At 50.8% G+C, this 25,715-nt stretch carries 19 protein-coding genes and 1 pseudogene; 12 read left to right on the top strand and 8 right to left on the bottom strand.

All coding sequences use genetic code 11. From position 1 onward, the window contains the following. Positions 1-27: 27 nt before the first annotated feature. Positions 28-1,326 carry an inorganic phosphate transporter gene (locus AC5JMP_RS12030; protein WP_495851699.1) on the bottom strand — a complete coding sequence of 433 codons (1,299 nt, stop codon included), beginning with the start codon at positions 1,324-1,326 and terminating at the stop codon, positions 28-30. 62 nt (positions 1,327-1,388) lie between these two features. Further along, on the bottom strand, positions 1,389-3,083 hold the full coding sequence (locus tag AC5JMP_RS12025) for a glycosyltransferase family 39 protein (RefSeq protein WP_495851698.1): 1,695 nt from the start codon (positions 3,081-3,083) through the stop codon (positions 1,389-1,391). A 980-nt stretch (positions 3,084-4,063) separates the two neighbouring features. Between AC5JMP_RS12025 and AC5JMP_RS12020 the strand changes: the two genes are divergently transcribed. From AC5JMP_RS12020 to AC5JMP_RS12005, 4 genes are all read left to right on the top strand, one after another. Next, on the top strand, positions 4,064-5,329 hold the full coding sequence (locus AC5JMP_RS12020) for a glycosyltransferase (protein ID WP_495851697.1): 1,266 nt from the start codon (positions 4,064-4,066) through the stop codon (positions 5,327-5,329). Between the two features lie 658 nt (positions 5,330-5,987). Further along, positions 5,988-7,901, top strand: a complete 1,914-nt coding sequence (locus AC5JMP_RS12015) for a chloride channel protein (protein ID WP_495851696.1) — start codon at positions 5,988-5,990, stop codon at positions 7,899-7,901. A 105-nt stretch (positions 7,902-8,006) separates the two neighbouring features. Then, the gene (gene map / locus AC5JMP_RS12010) at positions 8,007-8,804 is read left to right on the top strand and encodes a type I methionyl aminopeptidase (protein ID WP_495851695.1); all 798 of its coding nucleotides are present in this window, start codon (positions 8,007-8,009) and stop codon (positions 8,802-8,804) included. Positions 8,805-8,923: 119 nt separating this feature from the next. Then, positions 8,924-9,643: a hypothetical protein gene (locus AC5JMP_RS12005; protein WP_495851694.1), complete on the top strand. Its 720-nt coding sequence runs from the start codon at positions 8,924-8,926 to the stop codon at positions 9,641-9,643. A 72-nt stretch (positions 9,644-9,715) separates the two neighbouring features. Here the strand turns inward: AC5JMP_RS12005 and AC5JMP_RS12000 are convergent, their stop codons facing one another. Both AC5JMP_RS12000 and AC5JMP_RS11995 read right to left on the bottom strand, forming a co-directional pair. Continuing rightward, the gene (locus AC5JMP_RS12000; RefSeq protein WP_495851693.1) at positions 9,716-11,053 is read right to left on the bottom strand and encodes a sensor histidine kinase; all 1,338 of its coding nucleotides are present in this window, start codon (positions 11,051-11,053) and stop codon (positions 9,716-9,718) included. Between the two features lie 25 nt (positions 11,054-11,078). After that, positions 11,079-11,759: a response regulator transcription factor gene (locus AC5JMP_RS11995; RefSeq protein WP_495851692.1), complete on the bottom strand. Its 681-nt coding sequence runs from the start codon at positions 11,757-11,759 to the stop codon at positions 11,079-11,081. A gap of 93 nt (positions 11,760-11,852) precedes the next feature. Between AC5JMP_RS11995 and AC5JMP_RS11990 the strand changes: the two genes are divergently transcribed. From AC5JMP_RS11990 to AC5JMP_RS11970, 5 genes are all read left to right on the top strand, one after another. Beyond that, entirely contained in the window at positions 11,853-12,245 is a 393-nt protein-coding gene (locus AC5JMP_RS11990) for a hypothetical protein (protein ID WP_495851691.1), read from the top strand. A gap of 147 nt (positions 12,246-12,392) precedes the next feature. Next, positions 12,393-13,736 carry a beta-propeller fold lactonase family protein gene (locus tag AC5JMP_RS11985; RefSeq protein WP_495851690.1) on the top strand — a complete coding sequence of 448 codons (1,344 nt, stop codon included), beginning with the start codon at positions 12,393-12,395 and terminating at the stop codon, positions 13,734-13,736. A 144-nt stretch (positions 13,737-13,880) separates the two neighbouring features. Further along, complete coding sequence (locus tag AC5JMP_RS11980; protein WP_495851689.1) at positions 13,881-15,059, top strand: aldo/keto reductase; 1,179 nt, start codon at positions 13,881-13,883, stop codon at positions 15,057-15,059. A gap of 1 nt (position 15,060) precedes the next feature. Beyond that, positions 15,061-15,795, top strand: coding sequence for a histidine phosphatase family protein (locus AC5JMP_RS11975; protein WP_495851688.1), 735 nt, complete (start codon positions 15,061-15,063; stop codon positions 15,793-15,795). Between the two features lie 127 nt (positions 15,796-15,922). Further along, on the top strand, positions 15,923-16,648 hold the full coding sequence (locus AC5JMP_RS11970; protein ID WP_495851687.1) for a response regulator transcription factor: 726 nt from the start codon (positions 15,923-15,925) through the stop codon (positions 16,646-16,648). A 66-nt stretch (positions 16,649-16,714) separates the two neighbouring features. Here AC5JMP_RS11970 and AC5JMP_RS11965 read toward each other — a convergent pair whose 3' ends face one another. Beyond that, a complete protein-coding gene (locus AC5JMP_RS11965; protein ID WP_495851686.1) occupies positions 16,715-17,578 on the bottom strand; it encodes an LPS biosynthesis glycosyltransferase in 864 nt (287 codons plus the stop codon). A 187-nt stretch (positions 17,579-17,765) separates the two neighbouring features. Here AC5JMP_RS11965 and AC5JMP_RS11960 point away from each other — a divergent pair, with 187 nt between their 5' ends. Together AC5JMP_RS11960 and AC5JMP_RS11955 are read left to right on the top strand one after the other, a co-directional pair. After that, positions 17,766-19,091 (top strand): FAD-binding oxidoreductase, encoded by a 1,326-nt coding sequence (locus tag AC5JMP_RS11960; protein WP_495851685.1) that lies wholly within the window; start codon positions 17,766-17,768, stop codon positions 19,089-19,091. 63 nt (positions 19,092-19,154) lie between these two features. Then, on the top strand, positions 19,155-20,519 hold the full coding sequence (locus AC5JMP_RS11955; RefSeq protein ID WP_495851684.1) for a (Fe-S)-binding protein: 1,365 nt from the start codon (positions 19,155-19,157) through the stop codon (positions 20,517-20,519). A gap of 153 nt (positions 20,520-20,672) precedes the next feature. Here the strand turns inward: AC5JMP_RS11955 and AC5JMP_RS11950 are convergent, their stop codons facing one another. Together AC5JMP_RS11950 and ileS are read right to left on the bottom strand one after the other, a co-directional pair. Next, positions 20,673-21,311, bottom strand: a complete 639-nt coding sequence (locus tag AC5JMP_RS11950; RefSeq protein WP_495851683.1) for a hypothetical protein — start codon at positions 21,309-21,311, stop codon at positions 20,673-20,675. Positions 21,312-21,670: 359 nt separating this feature from the next. Continuing rightward, the gene (gene ileS / locus AC5JMP_RS11945; protein ID WP_495851682.1) at positions 21,671-24,550 is read right to left on the bottom strand and encodes an isoleucine--tRNA ligase; all 2,880 of its coding nucleotides are present in this window, start codon (positions 24,548-24,550) and stop codon (positions 21,671-21,673) included. Between the two features lie 147 nt (positions 24,551-24,697). Between ileS and AC5JMP_RS11940 the strand changes: the two genes are divergently transcribed. Beyond that, positions 24,698-25,330, top strand: a complete 633-nt coding sequence (locus tag AC5JMP_RS11940) for an MOSC domain-containing protein (protein WP_495851681.1) — start codon at positions 24,698-24,700, stop codon at positions 25,328-25,330. Here the strand turns inward: AC5JMP_RS11940 and AC5JMP_RS11935 are convergent. Next, positions 25,323-25,704 (bottom strand): annotated as a pseudogene (locus AC5JMP_RS11935) (ATP-binding cassette domain-containing protein); the annotation flags it as partial. The gene AC5JMP_RS11940 and the pseudogene AC5JMP_RS11935 sit on opposite strands and share 8 nt — an antisense overlap. Between the last annotated feature and the right edge of the window lie 11 nt (positions 25,705-25,715).

Raw genomic sequence — 25,715 nt, 5'->3', positions numbered from 1 at the left:
TGCTCATGACCTTTCCCATCTCAAGCCTCACGAAGCCGATCGCCCGATCGCAGAAAAGATCAGGAAAAGCCCAGCGGCTAGACCTGTCGCCGCTGGAATCGTCACCACCCAAGCTAGAGCAATATCTCGCAGCATATTGAGCCGAATTGCCTTTAGACCCTGGACTAAACCCACGCCTACGACTCCCCCCACGATCGCATGGGAGGTAGACACGGGCAGCCCCAGTTGAGAAGCGAGCAACACCGTTGTTGCCGCGCCCCACTGCGCACAGAAGCCGCCGCTAGGCTGAAGCGACACAATGCCCTCTCCGATTGTCGCAATCACTTTTTTACCCCATACTGCCAACCCAGCGACAATGCCCACCCCACCCAAGAGCAGTACCCAGAGCGGAGTCTGAAAATTGCCCATGGGAACCGAGCCAGTCTGCTGCACAAAGACGATGGCGGCAAGGGGGGCGATCGCATTTCCCACGTCATTGGCTCCATGAGCAAACGCCACAAAGCAAGCGCTGAGAATCTGAAACGAGATGAGCTGAGCTTCAATTGAAGCTTGAGGAGCTGAGCTAAGTTCAGCCGTAGACTGCAAGTTTTGTGACTGCAAGTTTTGCAACTGCAAATTTCGCAAGCTAAACCAGGTGAGGCTAAAGGTGGCGATCGCCTCCATACCAATGACCAGCGTATGCACAGGCAAATTCCAGCTCTCTCCCAGTTTGTCTTGCATCACCTGTTGCAGCCCTTGCGCGATCGTTGGCAGTACCAAAAGCCCGAATGTTGCCAGAACAACGGCACCTAGCCAGGGCACAAACTCCTGCCAACGCACTAGCGCGTCGGCAGACTGAATAATGCTGCGCTGAAGGATGGCATAAAACAAGGCGGCGATCGCCCCGCTAATCACAGGCGTAAGCACCCAGCTCAGCGTAATCATGCCAATTGACTTCCAAGCAACGGCTTCTAGCCCTGCCGCCAGCCAGCCAAATCCGGCGATCGCCCCTACCACTGCATGGGAGGACGACACAGGCAGTCCCAACACGGTCGCAATGTTGAGCCAAATGCCGCAAGCCATCACTACCGCGATCATTCCCCAGATAAACTCAGCCGGATTGGGAGCAAATAGAGCAGGATTGACAATCTTGGTTGCCAGAGTCGCCGAAACATTTTGTCCGAACAGTAAGGCTCCGGCAAGCTCTAAAATGCCCGCAATGACGAGCGCCTGTCTTAGCGTAATCGCCCCAGAACCGACCGAAGTGCCCATAGAATTGGCGACATCATTGGCTCCTAGATTCCAGGCAAGATAAAACGCCAAGAGACTGATTGAGATGAGCAGCATTTTGAATAGAGAACTTGGGATGGGCAGATGACGCGATCGCTATTATCCCGGCAATCTAATATTTATTGTTTCACCCTCCAGAGCCATTCCTCATCTTTTTTTGCCAAAACCTCTAGAGGATAGTACTTGGCTTCCTTCAACCGCTTCTGCCAGAGAGGTTGAGGTCGGGCGTAGAACAAAAACACGTCAGTGTAACCTGAAGGAATCGACGGCAAGTAGGGAGAAAGCTCTAAGGCGCGGTAGGCAGGATCAACCTGACACGCGGTGTAGCAATAGGGTCTAACTAACAAATCTACTTCTGGCTTTAGATAGTGAGTTAAGGAAAGAAGGTCACCAAGTCCAGTATCGCTAATGACTAAGGGGTTCTTAGCTTGATTAATAATTTGGGCTATGGCTGGATTGTTATTGCTAATTCCTTTGTTCCACCAGGTACTCGACTGAACGATTAATCCACAAGACAAAATACCTGCAATAAGCATAATGGCTGTAATTCCTTGCCATACTGTCTGCTGCCGATGCTTAATGCCGCGCCCTGGCAACTTGCGAGCCACAACATAAGTTGCAGCAATTTGGCAGCCTAAGAACAGTGGAACCATGTAGCGCGGAACCAGAAATCGAGTTCCCCCGAATATTAAGTCAGGTAAGATTAATCCAAGAGCAGGAACAAGAATTAGCAGCAGAACAAACAGCCAAGCCTGCCAAAGCTTTTTGCGGCAGAGTAGGTAAAGCCCATACACAACTAGAAAACGCGAGACCCAGTAAGCTAAAGAGAAGAAATACTTCAAAGGTGTTGGAAATACCTGTCCACCTGTATCAACAAATCCAACGCTAAGGTAGTACATCCACTGGCGATAAAGATCGGATAGGGATAAAGCATTATTGACAGTCCACGTCCACCGCGTAGCATGATTAATCTGTTCTGTTGTAGATAGAAGAATAAGAATCCACGGTAAAAAAGCGAGAAGACTGATGCCCAAGGTAATTGCAAATGATAGCATCCGTCGGCTGGGTCGAAACCGTTCAATTCCTAATATGTAAAGACCATGAACAATCACTATAAATATTGAAAATAGACAGGTATAAAGATTGAGAACTGTAGTTAGGGTATAAATTAACCAACTTACTTTTGTCTGTACTCGTGCAGCCCTGAGCAAAGCAGCACTAGACAGTAAAAGGGTAGCTGCCCACAGACTGTAAGGACGTGCTTCCTGAGCATAGAGAATCTGGAAGGGAGAAATAGCCAAGATTGCCATTCCCAACCATCCGGCTGAGGCAGATTTGAAGAGTTCCCAGCACAACCAATACATGCAAGGCAAAGCTAAAATACTGCCTATTACAGATAGAATACGAATTGCTGCGATGGAGTCACCAAAGATTCCCGTCCAAAACCTGGTCAGAATGAAATATAGGGGCGTTAGCTGCGATTCTTCAGCAGCTAAGCCTTTGATAGTATCGTTAACGGTAGTTTCACGATTATACTGCTGATATTTTTTGATATCATCAAGGCTAACCACACCTGCTTGTGACAGATTTTGCACAGCCTGGGCTTCGGTGTATCCTGAAATTCTTAATGAAGTAAATGTTTCATCATGCTGATAAACTTTACCCTCCAAATTGACAAATCGTAGTGCAATTCCTAAAACCAAGCAGCCTATGATTATAAGTCGCCACAGATTAGAGATGGAACGCCAATCTGCTCCAAATAAGCTTTGAGGCGAAGATTTTTCCATATCTGCAAGTTTATTTTGTGATATCAAAATGTTATCTCCCCGACAATAAAGCAACTTCTAATTGGAGTTGATTAAACTTTCAAATTAAACATTTATTAAGTATTTGGTGGCTTCAGGTACTAGACTCAATAGTCTAGTAGGCTCACCTTAAAATTTACTTAGATAAGCTGGTCGCTTAACTTTCAAAATAAATTAATCGTCATATTTTCTTACATTCAATAGATACAATAGCTCAGTCCTGGAACCGATTTATTCTCATACCTATGCCTTGAGCGGCTGCTCAACAAATCTTGCGTAAGTCACTTAATCTTCTAATAAGCTTCTCAAAATCTTTTGAGAAATAAGAATTTCTAGGTAATACTCTCAATGAATAATTAAGATTCTGGCTTGATTTGCTCATCTCTGGGTACAGAAGCTTATTCAGGTAGAAGTCGGATGTATATTGAAATACACTTATACCAATTTTCTATGAGGCTACACAGAATAATCTCTTTGACTGGCAGGGGTTTCAGCCCTCGTATTTTATGTAGCTTTATATAAAATTGGTATTAGCATCAAAATAAATTTCTATCAGTTGTTCCACCCTGCCAGATGCCTATATGAGAATAGCAAGCAGCACTTTGTTCCAGCTGTAAAACATCAAATAGATTTATTGGCATTTCACAAAGGCAGCTCAATAATTAGTTTTGTCTAAAGTGTCATGGCTAGAGATAAGTAAGTTGCAAACAGATGATAGAACTGTATCGGTATTACAGAAGACACTCTGTCTTTAGCAAATCTCTCTCTTTATACAGACCTTTATCGATTATGTCGAAGGTTGTAAAGGATAGCCCTACTCCTTAGGATGAAATTGCTTGGACTTTGCATCCAGCCAGTAATCTGAATACCGAACAGAGCTTAGTTCACTGAAGCTGCCGATCGAAGGCTAGAGTTTTATCCGCCTCAGCAAGACCTTTGGCTTTCGCAACCCTTCACACTATCAATATAACTACACGGATATAACTATTATGACGGGTTCTGAAAAAGCATTGCTGGTGGTGCCTTCAGGAGCACTACTCATTCCAGATTTGACGGGAATGCGCTCTGGAGCTGATCAACCTCCGCTGGGGCAACTGCAACCTAACATCAGACTTTCGCTCATCATCCCAACCTATAACGAAGGCAAAAATATTGGAGCGATCGCTGCAAAACTCTCAAATTTGCTGGATGCTGCGCTGCCTAACGCCTATGAGCTGATCGTAGTTGATGATGATAGTCCCGATCGCACTTGGGAACTAGCACAAAACCTCATGACGGACTACCCGCATCTGCGCGTGATGCGGCGGCAAGAAGAACGGGGTTTGTCCACGGCAGTCATTCGCGGTTGGCAGGCGGCACGGGGCGAAGTGCTAGGCGTAATTGATGGAGATTTACAGCATCCGCCAGAGGTGCTGCTGAATTTGCTCAGGGCGATCGATCAGGGCGCTGACTTAGCCGTTGCCAGTCGCAACTCAGAGGGTGGTGGCGTGAGTGACTGGAGTCCAACCCGTCGCTTCTTATCACGAGGTGCCCAAACGTTGGGCTTGATTGTGTTGCCCAGTGTCGTCGGGAGAGTTTCTGACCCCATGAGCGGCTACTTTATGGTGCGCCGGGAGGCAATTGCTGGATGCACGCTCAATCCGCTGGGCTACAAGATTTTGCTAGAGGTGTTAGGGCGCGGCAATGTTGAGGAAGTTGCCGAAGTCGGATATGTGTTTCAAGAGCGTCAGGAAGGAGAAAGTAAGGTTACTTGGAAGCAATATATTGAGTACCTGATGCACCTCGTCAGGCTGCGCTTCAGCGGGGCGCATAGTCGCTTTGGCAGCTTGGGAGAACAGATTCCTTGGCAGCGTTTTATTCGGTTTGGCTTGGTCGGACTGAGCGGCGTGTTTGTCGATATGGCGGTCTTCTATCTGCTGAGCGATCCATCCAGTCTGGGCTGGGGGTTGACTCGTAGCAAAATCATTGCCTCTGAGGTAGCCATTGTCAACAACTTCACATGGAACGATGCTTGGACATTCGGCGACATCTCCGGTCAACAGAAGGGGAAGCGCAAGCGGATTCGCCGATTTCTGAAGTTCAATATGGTTTGTCTGGCAGGACTCATCCTCAACGTTTTGCTGCTCAATATGCTGTACAACGTGCTGGGAATCAACCGCTATCTGGCGAACCTGATCGCGATTATGGCTGTGACCTTTTGGAATTTCTGGCTCAACTTGAAGCTGAGTTGGCGTGTCACAGATACTAGAAATTGAACGATCGCTAGCCAACTCTCTGCCTGTTCCCCATGCTCTGAGGCATTGCGCGATCGGGGGATGAATGCGGCATTGCTTAATATCGGGATAAGTTGCCCTCATCCCCAGCTCTTCTCCCTGAGAAGAAGGGAGCCGAAATCTTTGTTCCCTCTCCTTTTGGGAGAGGGCTAGGGCGGCTCGAATGGCTTTGTCCCAGAATTCAGCAGCGCATAAATGATTGTGAGAGAGGATCACAGAGCGCCTCTCTCACAATCATTTATCCCTGAGATTCAGTACGCCTACTCAGAAGATTGCTCTCGAATTTCTCGCTGGGCAGGGCGCTGTCTGTTGGGGATCTGGTAAGGAAAACTTCTCCAATTCTGCCTTGGCATCACGCACAATAGAGAAACAAACTGAAACTCTCGGTGTCTTCATCTTCTGTAGCTGAGATTGGTTCATGGCGGTTAAGAGAAGGGACTCAACCTCCCCTCCTATCCCCCAGAATGGCTGTAGGATGTCTTCATCTGCCTGCTTACAGATGTGTGGTTCTTCCAGATGTAGGGCTACAGTCACGCTTGAGGAGGGTAAGCACCCTCCTGTGGATTAACCCTGCGTCAATGCCTTAGCCAATCCTGCCCAATTGTTTTGTCAGTCATCTAGCTCTGCCTTTGCCCAACGAATGAAACTGACCTCTGAATCCCAAGATCAGATGCCATTGGAGCGATCGCTCCCTGCCGAATCGGTTGTCGATCTGCTCAGCCGAGTTAAGCCCAAACCTGAAACGACGCTGCTGCTATTGGCGGTTCTAATTGGCATGGGTGCGGGTGCAGGAGTAGTGCTGTTTCGGACGCTGATTCATTTTATTCATGGCTTGATGTTTGGGGAGGTTTCTAGCTTTTTTTCGCCTTGGGGGCATTGGACACTGGCACTCATCCCTCTGGTGGGCGGGGTGCTGATTGGGCTATTGCGCTGGTGGATGCAGGACTTTGGACCTGGGCTGGCAAAGCTTATGGAGGTGGTGCAAGGCAACCGTGAGGTGATGCTGCTCAATCCTGTAACGAAGATGGTGGCTGCTTCGATTTCGCTGGGTAGCGGTGCATCTTTGGGGCCTGAAGGACCTAGCGTGGAAATCGGCGCGTACTTTAGCCTGCTGTTAGGCAAGGCGTTGCAGGTGTCACAAGAGCGACGGCGGCTGTTGCTGAGCGCTGGGGCGGCAGCAGGTCTGGCGGCAGGGTTCAATGCGCCGATCGCCGGGGTATTCTTTGCCCTAGAAGTAGTGTCTCGCACAACCTTTGCAGCTTCGGCGGCGAGCGCAGTTTTGCTCTCAGCAGTAGTGGCGGCATGGATCGCCCAAATTGGGTTAGGCTCTCAGCCCGCCTTTGCCCTACCTGCCTACGAGGTGCGGAGCTTGATGGAGCTGCCGCTGTATGTGGGGCTGGGGCTTTCAGCTGGCGGGGTTTCGCTGCTGTACGTGCGATCGCTGAAGTTTTCTCAGCGCTGCTTTCAGGGTGAGATAGCGGGGTTTCGCTGGTTGGCAACAATTCCGCGACCTTTCCATCCGGTTATGGGAGGGCTATGTCTGGGTATTGTGGCGCTGTGGCTGCCGCAGATTTTGGGAGTGGGTTACGAAACCGTTGAGTCGATGCTGCAAGACGTGCAGTTTCCCCTACCGCTAGTGGTCTCCCTGCTGGTCATGAAGCTGCTGATGACGGCGCTGAGCTTTGGCAGCGGTTTTGTGGGCGGCGTGTTTGCCCCAGCGCTGTTTTTAGGCGCATCTCTGGGAGCGATGTATGGCAAGGTATTGGCGCTCGCGCTCCCGATGCTGCATGACTACATTGCCTCGCCTCCGGCTTACGCCATGGTGGGCATGGCGGCAGTCTTGGCAGCTAGCGTCCGTGCCCCCCTGACCTCGATTTTGCTATTGTTCGAACTGACTCACGACTACCGAATCGTGCTGCCCCTAATGACGGCAGTGGGGCTAAGCATTTGGCTAATTGACCAGCCGCAGGCGCAGGTGGTGATTGACAACACGCCGGAGCCACAGGCTGAGACGATCGCCCCCTCAGAAATTCCAGATATTACTGTGGCTGAAGCTATGCATTTGGCTCCGCTACAGCTATCCGCAGATTTGCCCCTTGCCGCCGCAATCCAAACCCTGATTGAACGACGCGATCGCAGTGCTTTGGTCGTAGGAGACGATCAGCAGCTTGTGGGGATTTTGACGCTGCAAGATATTAATCGGCTGTTGGCACGAGCAAAATCGGACGGCGAGAATGCGACGTTGAGCCAGCCCATTCAGCAGCTTTGCACCACGAAGGTGCTTTCTGTCCATGCCGATGAGCTGTTGACGGAGGCAATTGCCCGGATGGCGACCCGTGGACTGCAACAGCTGCCAGTCATTACCCGCGAAGAGCCGCAGCGAGTCATCGGTCTATTAACTCAAGAGGATCTGGTGTTGGCACAGGCGATCGCCCATACCCGCGATGCCTTCCAGCACCATCTTGCCCAGCACCCTGGCAACCACACTAGCCAATCCGAGAGCCATACTAGCCATCTAGAAGATCAGGAAACGGCTACCATTGCACCTCTTTAGTAAACCGCATCATAGCCCTGAAATAGAGCTAAATTAGTTGAGGTACCTAACGAGTTGAGGTACGTTGGTGCAGTTCACAAGAGCTATAGGAATCCCACGGAATTCATGGATAACGAGCAAATCATATTATTATCCAGTCGAGAAATTGAGAAAATGCGTCAGGCTGGGCAGGTGGCTGCCGAACTATTGGACTATCTGGAGCCAATGGTGAAACCTGGTGTCAGCACGCTAGAACTCAATGATGCAGCCGAAGCCTGGACGCAAAAACGAGGAGCCAAAAGCGCGCCGCTGGGCTACCCGGCAGGAGGCAACAATCCTTTTCCAAAGTCTATTTGTACTAGCGTCAATGAAGTGGTCTGTCATGGCATTCCCAACGCTAAGCAGATTTTGAAAGAAGGCGACATTATCAACATTGATGTCACGCCGCTAGTCGATGGCTACCATGGCGACACCTCGCGCACCTTCTTTGTGGGAGAGCCTTCACCGATCGCCCGTAAGCTGGTCGAAGTCACCGAAGAGTGCCTGTGGCGAGGCATCCGCGCCGTCAGACCGGGCGGCAAGATTGGCGATATTGGCGCAGCAATTCAGGAATATGCGGAAGCGCAAGGGTTTTCAGTCGTCAAAGATTTTGTGGGGCATGGGGTAAGTCGAATCTTTCACACTGCGCCGCAAGTTCCTCACTACGGCTTTCGGGGCAGAGGCAAGCGGATTCGTCCCGGCATGGTGTTTACGATTGAGCCGATGATTAACGAAGGGACTTGGGAGGTGGAGGTGATGTCTGACCAGTGGACAGCGCTGACGAAAGATCGCAAGCTGTCTGCCCAGTTTGAACACACGATCGCTGTCACCACCGAGGGTGTAGAAGTGTTGACTCTGCGTCCAGCGTTAGTTTCTACTCCGTAAGGCTGAGTAGGCAATGCTGATTTCTGATAGCGCTAAATTCTGACAGCGCCAATTTTGATAGCTCTGTAAGTCCCTTGGGCACTCTGTCATCAAAGGGAAATAGCTAACAGAGATTCAGCATGAAATATAGATTGGGCGGATTACTCATTGGAGTATTGGCAACACTTGCAACTCCTGCCGTTTCTAGCGAAGTGCATCAGATTGCAGCATGGCGATCGCAACTTCAACAGGCCATGTGTGGTCAAAACTGGTCTCAGGCGATCGGCGTTTCGGGAGCGCTGGTGGGCAGTGAAATTCATCCTAGCGAACGAATCTGGCTGTTGGCGCTTCGGCAAGATCTGTTTGCCTATCAGGCTGGAACGACTCCCTTTTCTCAATGTGAGGGCAATACTGTGATGGCAGGAGCAACTCAGGAAAGCGTTCGGCTTCTGACTGCTCAGTCCTCTTTTAACTGGGAAGGGACTCTAGAGAGAATGGGGATGGCTGGAGCTACATCTGGCGCTCCAGATGAGATAGTTGTATCTAACAGCGTAGCGATCGCTGCTTTGACGACTCCATCGAATGCAGATCTGTTGGGGATAGAGCGTCCTGCCGAAATTGCGTATACAGCTTGTCAGCCTGTCTCGACAGGAGATTTTCGTGTAGCCAGCGGAGCCATTAGCCATCGCTGGGTCTATGAAATCTGGCAAAACGTTGATACTTTTTATCTCCAGTACTGGCGGCAAAGTCAAACCTGTACTCAAGCCCTTACTATGGGCGGCTTTGAAACTCAGCAAGAAGCCCGCCAATATATGTTTGATCTTCGCAGCAATGAATCGGTTGGCAATATTGCTCAATGATGCCAACCGATTGCGGGAGGTCGTTTGCGAATAATGGCTCACCCTGCAAGCCCATGGAGGCATTTTTTCGGGCTAGCTGACTTTGCTGCGCCCATAGCCAAGGGGGATTTCAATCTGAAATCTTGTCCCCTGCCCCAAAACGCTGCTCACTTTAATGTGTCCACCATGCGCTTGCACAATCTGCTGGGCGATCGATAATCCCAACCCAAACCCCCCAGTCTGACGCGATCGGGCGACATCCACGCGATAAAAGCGATCGAAGATATGGGGCAAATCAGGTTCTGGAATGCCCACGCCATTATCTTCAACTTGAATCACGGCATGGTGAGATTGAGTGAGGCAGCGAAGATGAATGCTGCCACCAGAAGGCGTGTATTTGAAGGCATTATCCAGTAAGTTGGCGATCGATCGCTGTAGCAGTTGAGTGTCTGCCCTTATGTATATTGCCTGTTTTGGCATATGGCTCGTAAAGGTGCGCTCCTGCTGCAAGGCTCGATTCTGATACTGATTCACTAGAGGATAGAGTACGTCAAGGGTATCAATTTTTTGATTCAATGTCGCTGTAATCATGGGTGCCTCATGCCGTGCCAGGAACAGCAGGTTGTCCAATAGCCCACCCATAGATTTAGCCGCTTTTTCGACTTCTGCCAGACACTGCTGCTGCTCACTTGCTTGCTCACCCGCCTTAAAGGCTGGCATCATTGCGACCTGCACGTTGCTCAAAATTGCTGCTAGAGGCGTTCGTAATTCATGGGAGGCGTCGGCAGTGAACCGCTGCAAGCGATCGTAGGACTGACGAATCGGCTGCATTGCCATGCCACCCAAAGCCCATCCGGTGAGACCGATCGCCCCCAATGTGATGGGAACACCGAGAGTCAACATCAACAGCATTCGGCTGAGATCTGCCTCTAATGGCGCAAGTGGCGTTGCTGTTTGCAGGTAGCCAATAATAACTCGATTGTGCTTTACGGGTACAGTGAACTGCCGCAGCGATCGTTCTTCTAGTTCTTTCAGCGACCCTTCTGCTAACGCTGTGGGAACACTCACTCGAATAGTTTGAAACACAGGATTGTTTAGAGTAATCTGCTCAGGAACAGGTTGAAGTCCGGTGAACTGCACCAAGCGTCCGTTTGCATCATACCAGCGGGCATAGACGAGTTCGTTTTGTGGCGATGCCTCGCGTCCCGATCGCGGCGTACCCTGCTGAAGCTTAACTTGCCACTGCCCTTGCTCTAGCTGATGCTGCACCTTGGTTGCCGCCACTTTGGTTTTTTGGTATAGATTTTCATCAAAAGTATTAAGCTGATCATCTGCTTGCAGATAATACAGACCTGCCGTGAATAAAGTGAAGATACTGCCCATTGAGAGGGCAAACCAGTGGGCTAAATTAAGGCGACTGCGGTTAAACATGGGCGGTTAAATTATAGAAATGCCTTTACAATTCATTGGGAAGCTTGAGGCAATAACCCGCTCCGTAGACTGTTTCCAACCAATCTTTGGCGTTTAGCTCCTGTAAGCGCTGGCGCAACCGCCATACTAGGGCAGTCATTGCATTGCTCTCCGGCTCGGTTCCCCACTCCCAAATGGCTTGCTCAATCCGTTCACGCGGGATAACCTGACCCGATCGCCGCATGAGGTACTCCATCAGATGAAACTCTCGACTGGAAAGCTGAATCTGCGTGTTGTGTCGCTCCAGCGTTAGGGTGGTCAAGTCTAGACAGAGATCGCCTAATACCAGGCGATCGCCATGCCACTGCGGAGAGCGCCGCCCTAATGCCCGCACTCGCGCCAGCAATTCATTCAGATCCACGGGCTTCACCAAATAATCATCAGCTCCTGCATCTAATCCTGAGATTTTATCGATCGTTGCATCTCTAGCGGTTAGCATCAAGACAGGCGAGGATTTTCCCATCCTGCGATACTGTTGGCATAAGGCAACACCGCTGAGCTTTGGCAGCATCCAATCTAAAATTAACAAGTCATAGTCTTTGTGGGTCAGCAACCCCTGTGCGGTTTCGGCATCCTCAATGCCATCGACCAAATGACCAGACTTTGATAGTGCTAGGCACAGAGGTCGAAGTTGAGCCGGATCATCCTCAACGATTAGAATAATCATCAAAAAGAATAATCATGAAACAACGGTTCGATCGATTGCTATTTTAATCAAATTGCTATTTTAATCATAGCCGGGGAATGAATAGCAAAACATATGTCACGATCGCAGCGATTTCAAGTTTTAATTCTGCAAAATATCCGGTTTTGGCTGCCTTTATTGTTGCTGGCGTTTGGCTTTTGGATTGCTGGTAGGTTCATCACGCTGCAAGTCCTGAACCAATCTAACAATACCTCTCGCGCTCTCGTTGCGAATACTCAGACTGATGAAGCCACTACTCCGCAAATCGCATCCATTACGGTAGAAATCGATCGGTCGCGAGGGATTGCCTTAGCGCAGGTCAAATTATTTAAGTCGGCACTCAAAAAACTTGAGTTTGAGTTTTTCCTAACGGAACCCCAGGCGATCGAAGCATCAATTGCTCAGGAGTTAGGGCGATCGCCGCAAGAGATCAAAAGACTCGTGATTTACAAGATCATCGATCGCTAAATTTCATTGCTAAATTCCATAGGCGCAGTTCTGTCATCTTTCTGTGAGAATTTCTCTCTAGACTGATATCCATGTCCGAGCTGAAGTTTTTTGCGAAAAGAATTCTCGATGCCTTTTTCAATACAGTTCTCAATCTAACTGTTCTTTATGAAGTTCACTCGCAGAGTCCTAACCCTAATCCTGGGTTTCACCACTTTGATTCTAATTTGTGTTCAGAGTCAATTGAGCGATGCCCAACCCGTACAGCTCCCAAACTTTGTAGGTCGCTACATTGCCACCCTTTCTGATGGTGATTTTCTTGCTAGCACCTATGCCGATGGCAAGCTGCCTGATTCGATCAATCCAGACAGGCTATCTATTATTCAGCTTCCTCTAGATGAGCGTGCGGCGATCGCCCAGGTAGAGGCATCCAATTCGGTGACTGGCGCACCTTATGCGTTTGATTTAACCGCAAATGGGCAGACGGCTTTTGTGGTGGAGACGCTTGCAGCTCCGCCCATAGGCGCAACCCAACGCGACCAGCTCCCACCAGGACAGCAGTTGGTAATGATTGACCTATCTGATTCGCGTCGTCCCAGGGTTGAGAGTGTAGTTGCGATCGCACCTAAGCCCGAAACGGTGAGTGTGCATCCCGGCGGAGCGCTGCTTACCATTTCAACTCAGACCCCAGGCAGAGAAATCCTTCTCATTCCCATTCAAAATGAGGTTTTTGGGCAGCCAATCGAGTTCTCGCTGAGCCAGTTGGGAATTCAGCCTGATCCCGATCGATTCCAAGACGGCATGTATGTCAGCTCTGTGCAGTGGCATCCGTCTGGACGTTATCTGGCAGTGAACCTCACCTATCGCGACCAAATTGCATTTTATGAACTACGGCAGGATCAAAGCGGAAATCCTCAGCTCATACCTTGGGGAACGCCCGTCAACGTTGGCAAAGATCCGTTTACCGGACAGTTCACGCCTGACGGACGTTTCTATCTAACCAGCAACTGGGGACGTAATTTTGGTGAAAATATTACCACCCTAGAGCAGCGCATACCTTCAGCTCAAGGAACAGTGTCAGTCATTCAACTAGCATTAGACAACGCTCAACATCAGGTCGTATCTACTGCAACCAGCGATCTTTCTCCTGAGAGTTTAGCGATCAGCCCAGACGGATCGCTAGTGGTTACGGTCAATATGCGAGGAACACTGTTTCCGCCTCTATCACCCCGATTTACCCGTGAAGCCTCTCTTAGCTTGCTGAAGCTAGAACAATCTGGGCAACTCACCAAAGTAGGTGACTATCCGTTTGAAGGAATTTTGCCAGAAAGTGCTGCCTTTGATGCTAGCGGAAATTATTTGGCAGTTGCCGTCTATGACTATTTCACCTCAAAGCCGGAAGCCGGAATTGAATTGTGGCAGGTAATTCGTAGCCCAGAACTTGGCTTACGGCACACCCGCCAAGTGATTGAAGTCGATCGCGGTGCGCATCAGGTGATGATTGCGCCTTGAACCTCAAAATCTTTCACATCTCAGCATCTTCGGCGTTGCTGGTTTTATGTATGAATTTTTTTGAAAGAGCCGTAGAGCGCCCCTTTCAAAAAATCATACCCAGATTCAGCACTACCGCATCTTTTACTGAATAAGGAGACTCTAATGAACAAAGATCATGCTGATTCATCCAATCCACAAGCCTTTTCTCGTCGTAGCGTCATTAAGGCAATGGGAATCAGCGCTGCGGCTGCCCTTACGCCTTTGGCTCTGAGTAGATCCCAACCTGCCCAGAGTCAGGTCAACTCAAACCTAGGAAGTCAGAATTCAGGAAGTCAGAATTCAGGAAGTCAGAACCAAACGTCAGATATTATCACGAAAGCTATTCCCAGTACGAATGAAAAAGTACCTGCGATCGGCATGGGAACGTTTTTAACATTTGATGTATTGCGAGAACAGCCGCGCGATCATCTTCAGCAGGTGATGCAGCGCTTTCGAGACGGCGGTGGACGAATGATTGATGTCTCGCCCCTGTATGGTATGTCAGAAGCAAATGTTGGCGAATTTGCGGCAGCACTTGGCATGACTGACGAACTGTTTATTACCAACAAAATCTGGGCGACAGGCGAGTATTTAGGCGATGACAGTCAGGCGCTGCGCCAGCTTGAGCAATCGATGAAACGGTTGTCACGCGATCGCATTGATGCTATGCAGGTTCATAGTTTGGTCAACGTAGAAATGATTGTGCCAATACTTCGAGAATGGCAGCAGGAGGGCAGAATTCGCTACGTTGGAGTAACACATCACGATTTGCCCCTGTATGCTGCACCGATCGAAAGCTGGATTGGAAAAGGTAATCTCGACTTTGTTCAAATCCGCTACTCGATCTTTGAACGCGGAGCTGAGGAAAGAATTCTCCCGGCAGCGGCAGATCAAGGTACGGCAGTTTTAGTCAACATGCCTTTTGAGAAGGCACGTCTGTTTGAAGTGGTTCAGGGACAACCCCTTCCAGATTTTGCCAGCGAGATCGGCTGCGAAAACTGGGCACAGTTTTTCCTCAAGTACGTAATCTCTCACCCTGCCGTAACTTGTGCCATTCCGGCAACCACAAACCCTGCTCACGTTACTGAGAATTTAGGAGCGTTAAGAGGATCACTTCCTGACAACGAAATGCGTACCCGTATGGTGCGACATATGGAGAGCCTACCTAGCTTTAGCAAACTCGCACAGATGCCCTGGTATCCCGGTAAACAGTTTAATGGACTGGTGCGTCTGCCCGGTCTGGCAGCTACTAGAAATGCTGGAAATAGAAGCACTGGAAATAGAAGCACTGAAAACAGCTGACATGAAATCTACCGATCGATTCTTTCTGCTAATTGGGGCTTTTCTGGGTGTGGTTAGTCTGAGTATAGTTGGCTGTACGTCCCTGAATACCCGCAACAGCCCAAGTCCTGCTGCCTCCAGTCCTGCTATATCCAATCCTGCTGTATCTAATCCTGATAAGCCTGCGAATGTCGATCGCCCTTCAGCATCTCCCTCGGCAAAGTTGGAAACTCCTGCCTTTCAGAGAACTGGACAAGATATTTGGGCACAGATGCGGCAAGGCACAGGCTACGTCGTGCTGTTGCGTCATGCCCAAACGGTTGATGGGACGGGCGATCCACCTGGGTTTCAGCTAAATGACTGCGCCACCCAACGTAACTTGTCAGAGGCGGGCAGGCAGCAAGCTATACGGATTGGCAAAGCATTCCGCGATCGCGGTATCCCCATTCGCCAGGTTCTTTCCAGTCAATACTGCCGCTGTTTGGATACGGCAAGATTACTCGACTTAGGTGAGGTCGAATCTTCTGCCATGCTGAATTCTACTTTTACAGATCGCGGCAATGAAGCGGAACAATCCGCACAGGTGCGCCAACAAATTCTCAATCATCTAAACACATCTGGCGTGATCGTAATGGTGTCGCACTTTGTCAACATCGGCGCGATTAGTGGCGTGAATCCTCCGGCAGGCGGAGCGGTAGTGGTACGAACGAATCAGCAGGGCAATTTAGAGGTAGCAGAACAAATCCAAGGTTTGTGAAAATTACAGCGCTTTGCGCTTGGTTAAGTGTGGGTTATTTTTGTAGAAGCCTTGCTCTGCGCGGCTTCTACAAAAATAACTGTGGTTTATGCAATTGAAAATTGCTGTAAAATTATGGAGATTAAAAATGCAGGCTAAATGTTTTTCTCCTCAACATACCCCGTCAGAAACAGGTTCAGCACATATTTTCGTGATTGAGAGCGATGACAAAATCGCTCAACTGATTAGGCTAGAGCTGTCCTACGAGGGATATCATGTTGACCTCTGTCAGGACGGTACGTTGGGTCTGATGAGCATTCGAGAAACCTGTCCAGATCTGGTCATCTTGAGTAGTTCATCACCTGGCATTTCGTACTTAGAAATTTGTCAACGTTTGCGGGCTACCCGTAGCTCAACTGTGATTATTGCGATCGCTGAAGATAGCTCAGCCTGTGTTGCTGCACTCAATGCGGGTGCCGATCATTGCCTCGTGCGATCGGATCTAGCGCGATCGTTTGCCCTGGAGGAGCTGCTAGCAAAAATTCGGGCAGGATTACGGCGATCGCAAAACGCACCGTCTCATTTAGCAGAATATGGCGATTTGTTGGTCAATCGTAATGCGCGACAGATTCATCTAAATGGACAAGAAATCGAGCTGACCGCCACAGAGTTTAATCTATTAGACTATCTGGTCGAGCATTCAGAACAAGTAATGAGCCGAGATCAGATTTTAGAGCAGGTTTGGGGGTTTGATTTCATGGGCAAATCTAACGTTGTCGAGGTCTACATTGGCTACTTACGACGCAAGCTGGAAGCGCAATACCCCAAACGACTGATTCACACAGTGCGGAGTATCGGGTATGTGTTGCGGTGAATATCTTATAGAGTGCCACATGAGTGAAGCGCAGCGTAACGTTAGCCTATCTAAAGCGTTAACTGCCTAAAGCGTTAACTGCCGTCGGATTGCAAAGCTGATGAGCCGACCTGGAGTTCTGGAGCTTTTAACAATTTTGGGGCGTAGGTATTTGCCCATCGCCAGACGGGCAATGCCCTTGAAGCGAGCTTGCAAACGCGCCCCAAAGAGCCGTAGATGAGAACCCTCTGAATAGATTGGTAAAAATGCTAAGCTTCCCCACAGCACATCTGCCCGATGCAGACCACTCATGCCGTTGCGCCGATGTTCTGGGTTGGCTCTGCCGCCATGTTCACCATAGTTGCGAAAAGGAACATAGTTCTTGAGATTTTGAGCGCGTAAAAAGCCGTCAATTTCAGAATCAAAGTTGTAGTATCCTGTGCCGTGCCGTACCGTAATTTCGCCAACAAAGCCTTGCAGCGCCCTTGCTCCTTGGGGCGTGAGGATGTACGCCACCAATGCTGTCGAGAAACCCTCAGCAAATCCGTCTACGGTGACGCTGTAAATCTGCGGCGCACAAGTGTAGAGCCATGCCATGCCCACATTTTCTAGTCTGGCTTGGTCGGGGCTAAAGGGCAGCGGCAGTTTCCCAAGATCAACGATCGGCACAAAATCGGCTTCCACAATCAGGGTGGGCTGCTGTGCCTGAGCGGCGAATTCCCAGGCTTGACTATGATTGAGCAAACAGCGATAGATTGAGGCGTAAGTCTGGTATTCGGGCTTGTCGGCTTGCCGCAGCACGTCACACTCAAACCCTGCTTGGGTAAAGGTCGATTGCAGCAGGTCAGTCGATTCTCGATGCGCCAGAATTAGCACCTTGCCCACTTGATGAATCAGCGTGTTCGAGTCGGCATCGTTATCCAGATTGGAATGAGGAGCGATCGCATTCATTGAGATTCAGAGTCTCCTGAAAATTGACGGATTAGATCTCTTGCAAATTAGGTTTGGCGGCTACGCTCCCACCAAACCTAATCCAGAACCTCTCATTTGCAAGAGGTCTATTGAATTAAACGGATCAACAGGCAAGCATCGGGTGTAGGGTAGGATTACTGACCCTCTCTACTTTTCCTTTGATTGAATGAGCGCGATCGCCCAAACGTTTGAACATATTCTGGGTGCGGATGCAGTTTGCAGTTGGGAAACCTTGAATGCTATTCAGCCCAGCCTCCAATCTCAGATTGCCCAAGCCATTACGCCAGAGACACAAATCGACTGCATTATTTATCCCAGCACCCTAGCAGAACTTGCCGAAGCGATCGCCTGTGCCCATACTCAGCGCTGGCGAGTTCTGCTCTGTGGGAGTGGCAGCAAGCTCCACTGGGGCGGTCTGGCGCAGGGTATTCAGGTCGTTATCAGCACCGCTCGGATGAATCGGCTGATTGAACACGCGGCTGGAGATATGACCGTTACCGTTGAGGCAGGAATGCGGTTTGTCGAGCTTCAGGCTTTACTGGCGAAGTCAGGGCAATTTCTCACCGCCGATCCGGCATATCCTCAGATCGCGACAGTAGGCGGCATTGTGGCAACGGCAGACACAGGCGCACTGCGGCAGCGCTACGGCGGCATCCGTGAATTCCTCATCGGTATTTCCATAGCGCGAACGGACGGTCAGACAGCAAAGGCAGGTGGGCGAGTCGTAAAAAATGTTGCCGGATACGACTTGATGAAACTGTTTACTGGCTCCTACGGCACGTTGGGGGCAATTGGCGAACTCACCTTTCGGCTGTATCCCTTACCTGCGGCATCTCGGACGGTGGTGCTGACGGGAGATGCCGAGGCGATCGCTCAAGCCACTTCTACCCTACGAGCCTCTGGCCTAACCCCAACGGCGATCGAACTGCTCTCGGCTGAGGCGGTGAAGGCGCTATTCGGCTCACGCGGCGCAGACCTGGGTTTGATAGCGCGGTTCCAAGGCATTGAAATTAGCGTGGAAAAGCAGACAGAGCAGGTGCTAAAAATCAGCCAAACGCTGGGATTATCCAGCGTTGATCTGACCGATGACCCCGAAAACTCTCTATGGCACCAACGGCAAGAACTGATGGAGCATCGCCCCCCTGAACCGCAAATTTTCTGCAAAATAGGAGTATTGCCTGCCAGAGTGGTGGAAACGCTTGTCAAGCTGGCAGGCTTGCCCGATTTAGCCCCGGCGATCGCCACCTTTCACGCCAGTAGCGGATTAGGAACGGTACGCTGTTCGGCATCTCTCCAAAGCATCCTCGACCTGCGGCAAATCTGCCAAGCTCAGAGCGGATTTTTGACGGTGTTGGAAGCGCCGATCGCCATCAAGCAGAAGCTAGATGTATGGGGTTATTCTGGCAATTCGCTGGAGATTATGCGACGGCTAAAACAGCAGTTTGACTCCGAAAATCTCTTCAGTCCCGGTCGGTTTGTCGGCGGTATTTAGCCGAGACGCTTTGAAAAAAACAGACAAAAAAGCTCCAGAAATTCATTCCTTCCTCAGCCCAAAATGACCGCATCCTCCACACCAGAAACGCCCAACCTCGTTCTCGACACCAGCTTTGATCCCAGTTTTGATCTCCAGCATCCGCCTGATCCTAAGCTAATTGATGCCTGCGTTCACTGTGGCTTTTGCCTCTCGACCTGCCCCAGCTATCGGGTGCTGGGCAAAGAGACTGATTCTCCCAGAGGTCGCATCTACCTGATGGATGCCATTAACGAAGGACGCGCACCGCTCTCGCCTACCTCCGTTCAGCATTTTGATTCCTGCCTGGGCTGTCTGGCTTGTGTCACGGCCTGTCCTTCTGGCGTGCAGTACGACAAGCTGATTGGTGCCACCCGCCCCCAAATTGAGCGCAATCACGAGCGTGGCTGGGGCGATCGCCTCTTTCGTCAGCTTCTATTCTCGATGTTTCCCTACCCCGATCGGCTGCGAATGCTGCTGGCTCCGCTGGGCATTTACCAAAAGCTGGGCATCTCGCGTTTAGTCAGAGCAACTGGACTGCTCGATCGTTTTTCGCCCCGACTAGCGGCAATGGAATCGCTGTTGCCGCAGGTTACAGTGCAGTCGTTTCAAGACAATCTGCCGACCGTGGTTCCGGCGCAGGGAAAACAGCGCTATCGCGTGGGCATGATCTTAGGCTGCGTCCAGCGGCTATTTTTTAGCGACGTGAACGAGGCAACCGCAAGAGTGCTGAGCGCTAACGGCTGCGAGGTGGTGATTCCCAAGTCTCAGGGATGCTGCGCGGCGCTACCCCAGCATCAGGGACAGGAAGACCAAGCGCGATCGCTGGCTCGGCAGATGATTGATGCTTTTGCGGATACCCAAGTCGATGCCATCATTATCAATGCGGCGGGCTGCGGTCATACCTTGAAGGAATACGATCATATCCTTCAGGACGACCCGGAATATTGCGACAAAGCCAAAGAATTTGCCCACAAGGTCAAAGATATTCAGGAGTTTTTAGGGGCGATCGGTCTAGTTGCGCCCTTGCATCCGCTGCAAGATGAGCCGCTAACGCTGGTTTATCAGGACGCCTGCCATCTGCTACATGGGCAGAAAATTAGCCTCCAGCCGCGCCAGCTTTTGCGCCAGATTCCGGGGGTGGTGGTGCGAGAACCGATCGACGCAGCGCTCTGCTGTGGTAGTGCTGGGGTCTACAATATGCTGCAACCGGAAGTGGCTGAGGAATTGGGGCAAATGAAAGTCAACAACCTGCTGAATACGGGAGCGGTGATGATTGCTTCCTCTAATCCGGGCTGTTCGCTGCAAATTTTGAAGCACCTGGAACTTCAAGGGAAATCTGTGCCTGTCATACATCCGATCAAGCTGCTGGATGCCTCGATTCGGGGAATTAAGCTCAGGGCATTTTAGGTGAGTGATTTTCGATCGCACAATGATTCTGAGGCAAGCATTTGCAGCTACAAAAAGAGGGGTTAGGCAGAGCCTAACCCCTCCTTTGTTCGACCTGAAAAATTCCATAGCAACCGCCAAGGCGGTTAGGACGGCGACAGCTATAGGACGCTATTACACTGGAGCTGGAGTGGTCAGAGGAGACAGGTTTGCTAACACAGGTGGCTTGACAAAAATATCTGCTGTTATCGAGCTGGCTTGAACTCCAAGCAACAGCCCAACCTTACGATTTCCCTGCTGAATCGAGGTGTGATTGCCAACCTGCCTGAAAGTCAGATTTTCAAAGCTGAGTTTTTGGGGCAACACCAGCTTGTCGCCTTCTAAGGCATTGAAGTCTTTAACTACATTGTGGCCGCGCCCTCGATTCAGTACAAAAATATCGCTTCCAGCACCACCCTCCAGGATGTTTGGCCCTCTATGCCCAAAAAGGACATCATTTCCTTCACCCCCTACAAGCAGATCTTTACCTTTGCCGCCAATAAGTTTGTCATCGCCCGCACCCCCTTTGAGCTTGACTTTACCGCCCTTATTATTTGTGAGAACATCGTTACCCTCGGTTCCAAGACCTGGATGCCGATGTTTTTCTTTGCGGTTTTCACCTTTGCCCGATCGCTGAGTTTTGATTCGTATCCGATTCTCACTGGCTTCTGGAGGCAGTGAATCATCCATATCTGGAGGCATTTCGCTTTCTTCTTTCTGGTCGGGCAAGGGCATTAAATCGGGTGCATTCTCGACAGGCATATCATTCTGCATATCAAAATATCCTAAGCAGGAAGGGGAAACTCCTTTAATTTAGGCAGTTTTTCTCAGTATGTCGTCCGAGAAAGTATTTTTTTTACACCATGCTTTCTTGATAAAATCCGTGAACCACTCAGCAAATCTGCCTATATGGCCCGCCAGTTGGCTTAGGATCGTGGATTAAATAATCTGTACAACCGATCTGCGGTAGGGGCTTAGCAATGCTAAGCCCCTACCCCAAGAATTACATCTTGTTAAATCCATGTTCCTTAGGACATTTTTGGTAGGGCACTGCGCGCCCCACCAAAAATGTCCCCATCCTAACCGCCTTGGCGGTTGCTATAGATGAACATCACGATACTGACGCATATATCTTAAAACTGACCGTCGATCGCTTCCACACAGCGCTCACACAGCAGGGGATGGACTGTAGATTCGCCCACATGGGTGGAGTAATTCCAGCAGCGATCGCATTTCGTTCCCTCAGCATCGACTACGCCAATGCCCAGCGCATCGGATTGGGATTGGAACTTAGAGTCTGAGAGGCGATCGGGCGTTTCCAATAGCTCCACCTGTGAAGTCAAAAACAGATAGCGCAGTTCATCCACGCCATTGCTGCTGAGGCTGTCCGTGAGATTCATGGCTTGCAGCTTTTGCTTCAGCGTCAGGTCAGGCACGTAAAGCAGGACTTTTGCCTCTAGGGAAGAGCCGATCGCCTTGGCAACTCTTGCCTGCTCCAGCACCTTGTTGACTTCCTGCCGAATGTCGCGCAACTGCTCCCAGGTTTCTGCAAGCTGCGGCTGCTTCCAGGAGTCCTCTAGCTTCACCCAACCCGACTCAAACACCGACTGGTAGGGCGTTTTGTAGGGCAGGTATTGCCAGATGTCTTCGGCTAGGTGAGAGAGAACAGGAGCGATCGCCTTTGCCAAATTCTCGATCGCGACTGCCAGCACCGTCTGGCAGCTTCGCCGCCGCAGGGCATTCTCGGTGCTGATGTAGAGCCGATCTTTTGCCGCATCTAGGTAAAAGTTGGACAAATCCACCACGCAGAAATTCTGGATGGTTTGGAAGAAGCGGAAAAACTGGTAGCTCTCGAAGGCATCGGTGACATCGGCGAAGACTTCCGTCATCCGGTGCAGCATATAGCGATCGAGTTCGGGCATTTGATCATAGGGCACCGCATCGGCCGGATCAAAGTCGTGCAGGCTGCCCAGCAAAAATCGTCCGGTGTTGCGGATCTTGCGGTAGACATCGGCAAGCTGCTTCAGGATGTTCTTACCCAGAGGCACGTCGTTGGAGTAATCCACCGAAGACACCCACAGCCGCAATACATCCGCGCCGTAGGCTGGCTCTTCCTTCTGATTTTTGCCGCCCTCAATGACGATCGCCGGATCGACTACGTTGCCGATCGATTTGCTCATCTTGCGTCCCTGCTCATCTAGGGCAAAGCCGTGGGTCAGCACCGTCTTGTAGGGCGCATAGCCATTCACCGCCACGCTAGTCAGCAAGCTCGACTGAAACCAGCCGCGATGCTGATCGGAGCCTTCCAGGTAAAGGTCTGCTGGATAGGGCAAAGGCTCACCGCCGTAGGCTCCCGCCTGTAAGACCGCCGCCCAAGAAGAGCCAGAATCGAACCAAACATCCATGGTGTCGGTGCCTTTGCGGTAGGTGTGTCCGTCGTTGCAGTACTGCTCCGGCAGCAATTCCTCCACGGACATCTCCCACCAGGCATCCGAGCCTTTTTCGCCAAAGATTTGCTCAATCCAAGCGATCGTCTCAGCATTCAGCAGCGGCTCATTCGTGGCTTCGTCATAGAATACCGGGATGGGTACGCCCCAGCTTCTCTGGCGCGAGATGCACCAGTCCGATCGCTCCGACACCATTGAGGTGATGCGGTTTTCGCCCTGCGCCGGAATCCAGGTGACTGCGGCGATCGCCTCCAATGCCTGATCGCGGAACCCGGAAACCGAGGCAAACCACTGCTCGGTGGCGCGATAGATCACGGGCTTTTTGGTGCGCCAGTCGTAGGGGTAGCGGTGGGCGTAGGCTTCTTCCTTCAGCAACGATCCAGCGGCAGTTAGGGCTTCGACGATCGCCCCGTTGGCATCTTTCAAGACATTCAGCCCCTTGAATTTGCCCGCCTCATCGGTGAAGTCCCCGGCATCATCCACAGGCGACAGCAGCGGCAGTCCGTAGCGCTGACCCACGATAAAGTCATCCAACCCGTGACCCGGAGCAGTATGCACCAGCCCCGTACCCGATTCGGTGGTCACATAATCGCCGCCAATGACGATCGGACTTTGGCGGTCAAACAAGGGGTGCTGATAGGTGGAATGCTCTAAGTCTTTGCCCGTGACGGTTGCCTTCACCGTCAGCTCAGTTTCAAATAGCTGAGAGAGGCGTTCCACCAGATCGGTTGCGACAATGAGGTACTTAAACGGCAGGTTTGCCGCTTCTACCACCGAATACTTCAGATCGGGATTGACCGCTACCGCCAGGTTTGCCGGAATCGTCCAGGGCGTAGTCGTCCAGATAGCAACCCCCAGTTCCGATAAGTAGGGCTGGAGTGCCGCCGCCGCATCTGCAAGGCTAATCATCCGAAACGCGGCATACACACTCTGCGAAGTATGCCCTTCCGGATATTCTAGTTCTGCTTCAGCCAGCGCCGTGCGAGAGCTAGGACTCCAGTAAACGGGCTTGTAGCCGCGATAGATGTAGCCCTTCAGCACCATCTGACCAAACACATGGATTTGCGCCGCTTCATACTTGGGCAGCATCGTCAGGTAAGGATGTTCCCAATTGCCCCAAACCCCATAGCGCATAAAGCTTTTGCTCTGCTGCTGCTGCTGCTGCAATGCCCATGCTTTTGCCCGCTGACGCAGCTCTAAGGGCGTGAGATTCTTACGCTCTTCAGGCTTCATCTCTTGGAGGACTTTTAGCTCGATCGGCAGTCCGTGACAGTCCCAACCGGGCACATAGCGAACTTTGCGCCCCTGCAAGAGCTGATACTTATTGATAATGTCCTTGAGGGTTTTGTTCATCGCATGACCGATGTGCAGCGCCCCATTGGCGTAGGGAGGCCCGTCGTGCAGCGTGAACGGCTCTCCAGGGTTGTGCTCTGACAGATTTTCGTAAATTTTGTGGTCTGCCCAGAATTTTTGCAGTTCGGGTTCTCGTTTGACGGCATTGGCGCGCATATCAAACTGGGTTTGGGGCAAGTTAACCGTATCTTTGTAGCTTCCGGGTTCTGTCATCGCGGCAGATTTACGCAAAAACGCTATGGGGCATTTAAGAATTGTATCTCCAACTATCCTGGATGGCAGGAACTAAAAGCTAACTGTAATGAGAAAGCAACGCGAAGATGCGGTAAAGTCTCAGAAAGCTGTTGAAGAGGCTGCCAGATGAAACTTACTTCCGTTTGCGTTGGAGAGCCGCGTGAGGTTATCTGGAAGGGCAGACCCGTCATGACCGGAATTTTTAAGCAGCCTGTGGATGGGCGAGTGATGATGCGATCGCTCAATCTAGACGGCGATCGACAGGCGGATCTGACGGTTCATGGTGGGAGCGAGAAAGCCATTTACGCTTACCCCAAGGAGCATTACGCCTACTGGCAGCAAGAATTACCCGATGAGGCGTTTTCTTGGGGCGCGTTTGGCGAAAACCTGACGATTGAGGGCTTGTCGGAAACAGCAGTGAATATTGGCGATCGTTTTCGCATTGGCGCTGCCGAGGTGATGGTGACACAACCCCGGTTCCCTTGCTTCAAGCTCAACCTCAAGTTTGGGCGCGATGATATGGTCAAGCGCTTCTTGAACAGCCGTTTGAGCGGCATCTACTTTTCAGTGGTGCAGGAAGGTGAAGTGGGTGCAGGAGATGCGATCGAGCGGGTGAGCCGTGACGAAAACAACGTCACCGTTGCCGATATTGTGCAAATCTACGTGCGTGAAGCCAGTGAAGACCTGGTGCGCCGCGCCCTCCAAGTGCCAGCCTTGGCAGCCGATTTGCGCGATTACTTTCAGCAGCAAATTAAGTAACGTTCTTGACCCCAACCTTTTCCCCTGGGGAGAAGAGAGCCAGATATCTTAATTTCCTCTCTTTCAGTGTAAAGGCTTCTGAGGTTTTAGTCAGCTTGCCGTCTTCCATAATAGATAATCCGATCGGCAACGTCGAGAATTCAATTATCGTGTGTCACCATCAGAATAGTGCCGCCCTGTTCTTGAGCAAGTTTTTGCATCAGCTCAACCACATCTCGACCAGACTGCTTATCTAACGCAGCCGTGGGTTCATCTGCCAGCACGATTTGGGGATGGCTGACCAACGCACGAGCGATCGCCACCCGCTGTTGTTGTCCGCCCGACAGGTTTTCTGGATGATACTGACTCCGCTCCTCTAAGCCTGCTAGCGCCAAAATGTCTAGCG

This window comes from Drouetiella sp. (assembly GCF_059504425.1).
Note: the sequence above shows the minus strand (reverse complement) of the source record. Positions and strands in the feature narration are given on the sequence as shown.

Coding starts and splice junctions, on each gene's coding strand:
- AC5JMP_RS11940 (WP_495851681.1), top strand. CDS start 24,698: ATGAAACTTACTTCCGTTTGCGTTGGAGAGCCGCGTGAGGTTATCTGG.
- AC5JMP_RS12030 (WP_495851699.1), bottom strand. CDS start 1,326: ATGCTGCTCATCTCAATCAGTCTCTTGGCGTTTTATCTTGCCTGGAAT.
- AC5JMP_RS12000 (WP_495851693.1), bottom strand. CDS start 11,053: ATGTTTAACCGCAGTCGCCTTAATTTAGCCCACTGGTTTGCCCTCTCA.
- AC5JMP_RS11960 (WP_495851685.1), top strand. CDS start 17,766: ATGAGCGCGATCGCCCAAACGTTTGAACATATTCTGGGTGCGGATGCA.
- ileS (WP_495851682.1), bottom strand. CDS start 24,550: ATGACAGAACCCGGAAGCTACAAAGATACGGTTAACTTGCCCCAAACC.
- AC5JMP_RS11995 (WP_495851692.1), bottom strand. CDS start 11,759: ATGATTATTCTAATCGTTGAGGATGATCCGGCTCAACTTCGACCTCTG.
- AC5JMP_RS11990 (WP_495851691.1), top strand. CDS start 11,853: ATGTCACGATCGCAGCGATTTCAAGTTTTAATTCTGCAAAATATCCGG.
- AC5JMP_RS11950 (WP_495851683.1), bottom strand. CDS start 21,311: ATGCAGAATGATATGCCTGTCGAGAATGCACCCGATTTAATGCCCTTG.
- AC5JMP_RS12005 (WP_495851694.1), top strand. CDS start 8,924: ATGAAATATAGATTGGGCGGATTACTCATTGGAGTATTGGCAACACTT.
- AC5JMP_RS11975 (WP_495851688.1), top strand. CDS start 15,061: ATGAAATCTACCGATCGATTCTTTCTGCTAATTGGGGCTTTTCTGGGT.
- AC5JMP_RS11980 (WP_495851689.1), top strand. CDS start 13,881: ATGAACAAAGATCATGCTGATTCATCCAATCCACAAGCCTTTTCTCGT.
- AC5JMP_RS12020 (WP_495851697.1), top strand. CDS start 4,064: ATGACGGGTTCTGAAAAAGCATTGCTGGTGGTGCCTTCAGGAGCACTA.
- AC5JMP_RS11970 (WP_495851687.1), top strand. CDS start 15,923: ATGCAGGCTAAATGTTTTTCTCCTCAACATACCCCGTCAGAAACAGGT.
- AC5JMP_RS11965 (WP_495851686.1), bottom strand. CDS start 17,578: ATGAATGCGATCGCTCCTCATTCCAATCTGGATAACGATGCCGACTCG.
- map (WP_495851695.1), top strand. CDS start 8,007: ATGGATAACGAGCAAATCATATTATTATCCAGTCGAGAAATTGAGAAA.
- AC5JMP_RS11955 (WP_495851684.1), top strand. CDS start 19,155: ATGACCGCATCCTCCACACCAGAAACGCCCAACCTCGTTCTCGACACC.
- AC5JMP_RS11985 (WP_495851690.1), top strand. CDS start 12,393: ATGAAGTTCACTCGCAGAGTCCTAACCCTAATCCTGGGTTTCACCACT.
- AC5JMP_RS12015 (WP_495851696.1), top strand. CDS start 5,988: ATGAAACTGACCTCTGAATCCCAAGATCAGATGCCATTGGAGCGATCG.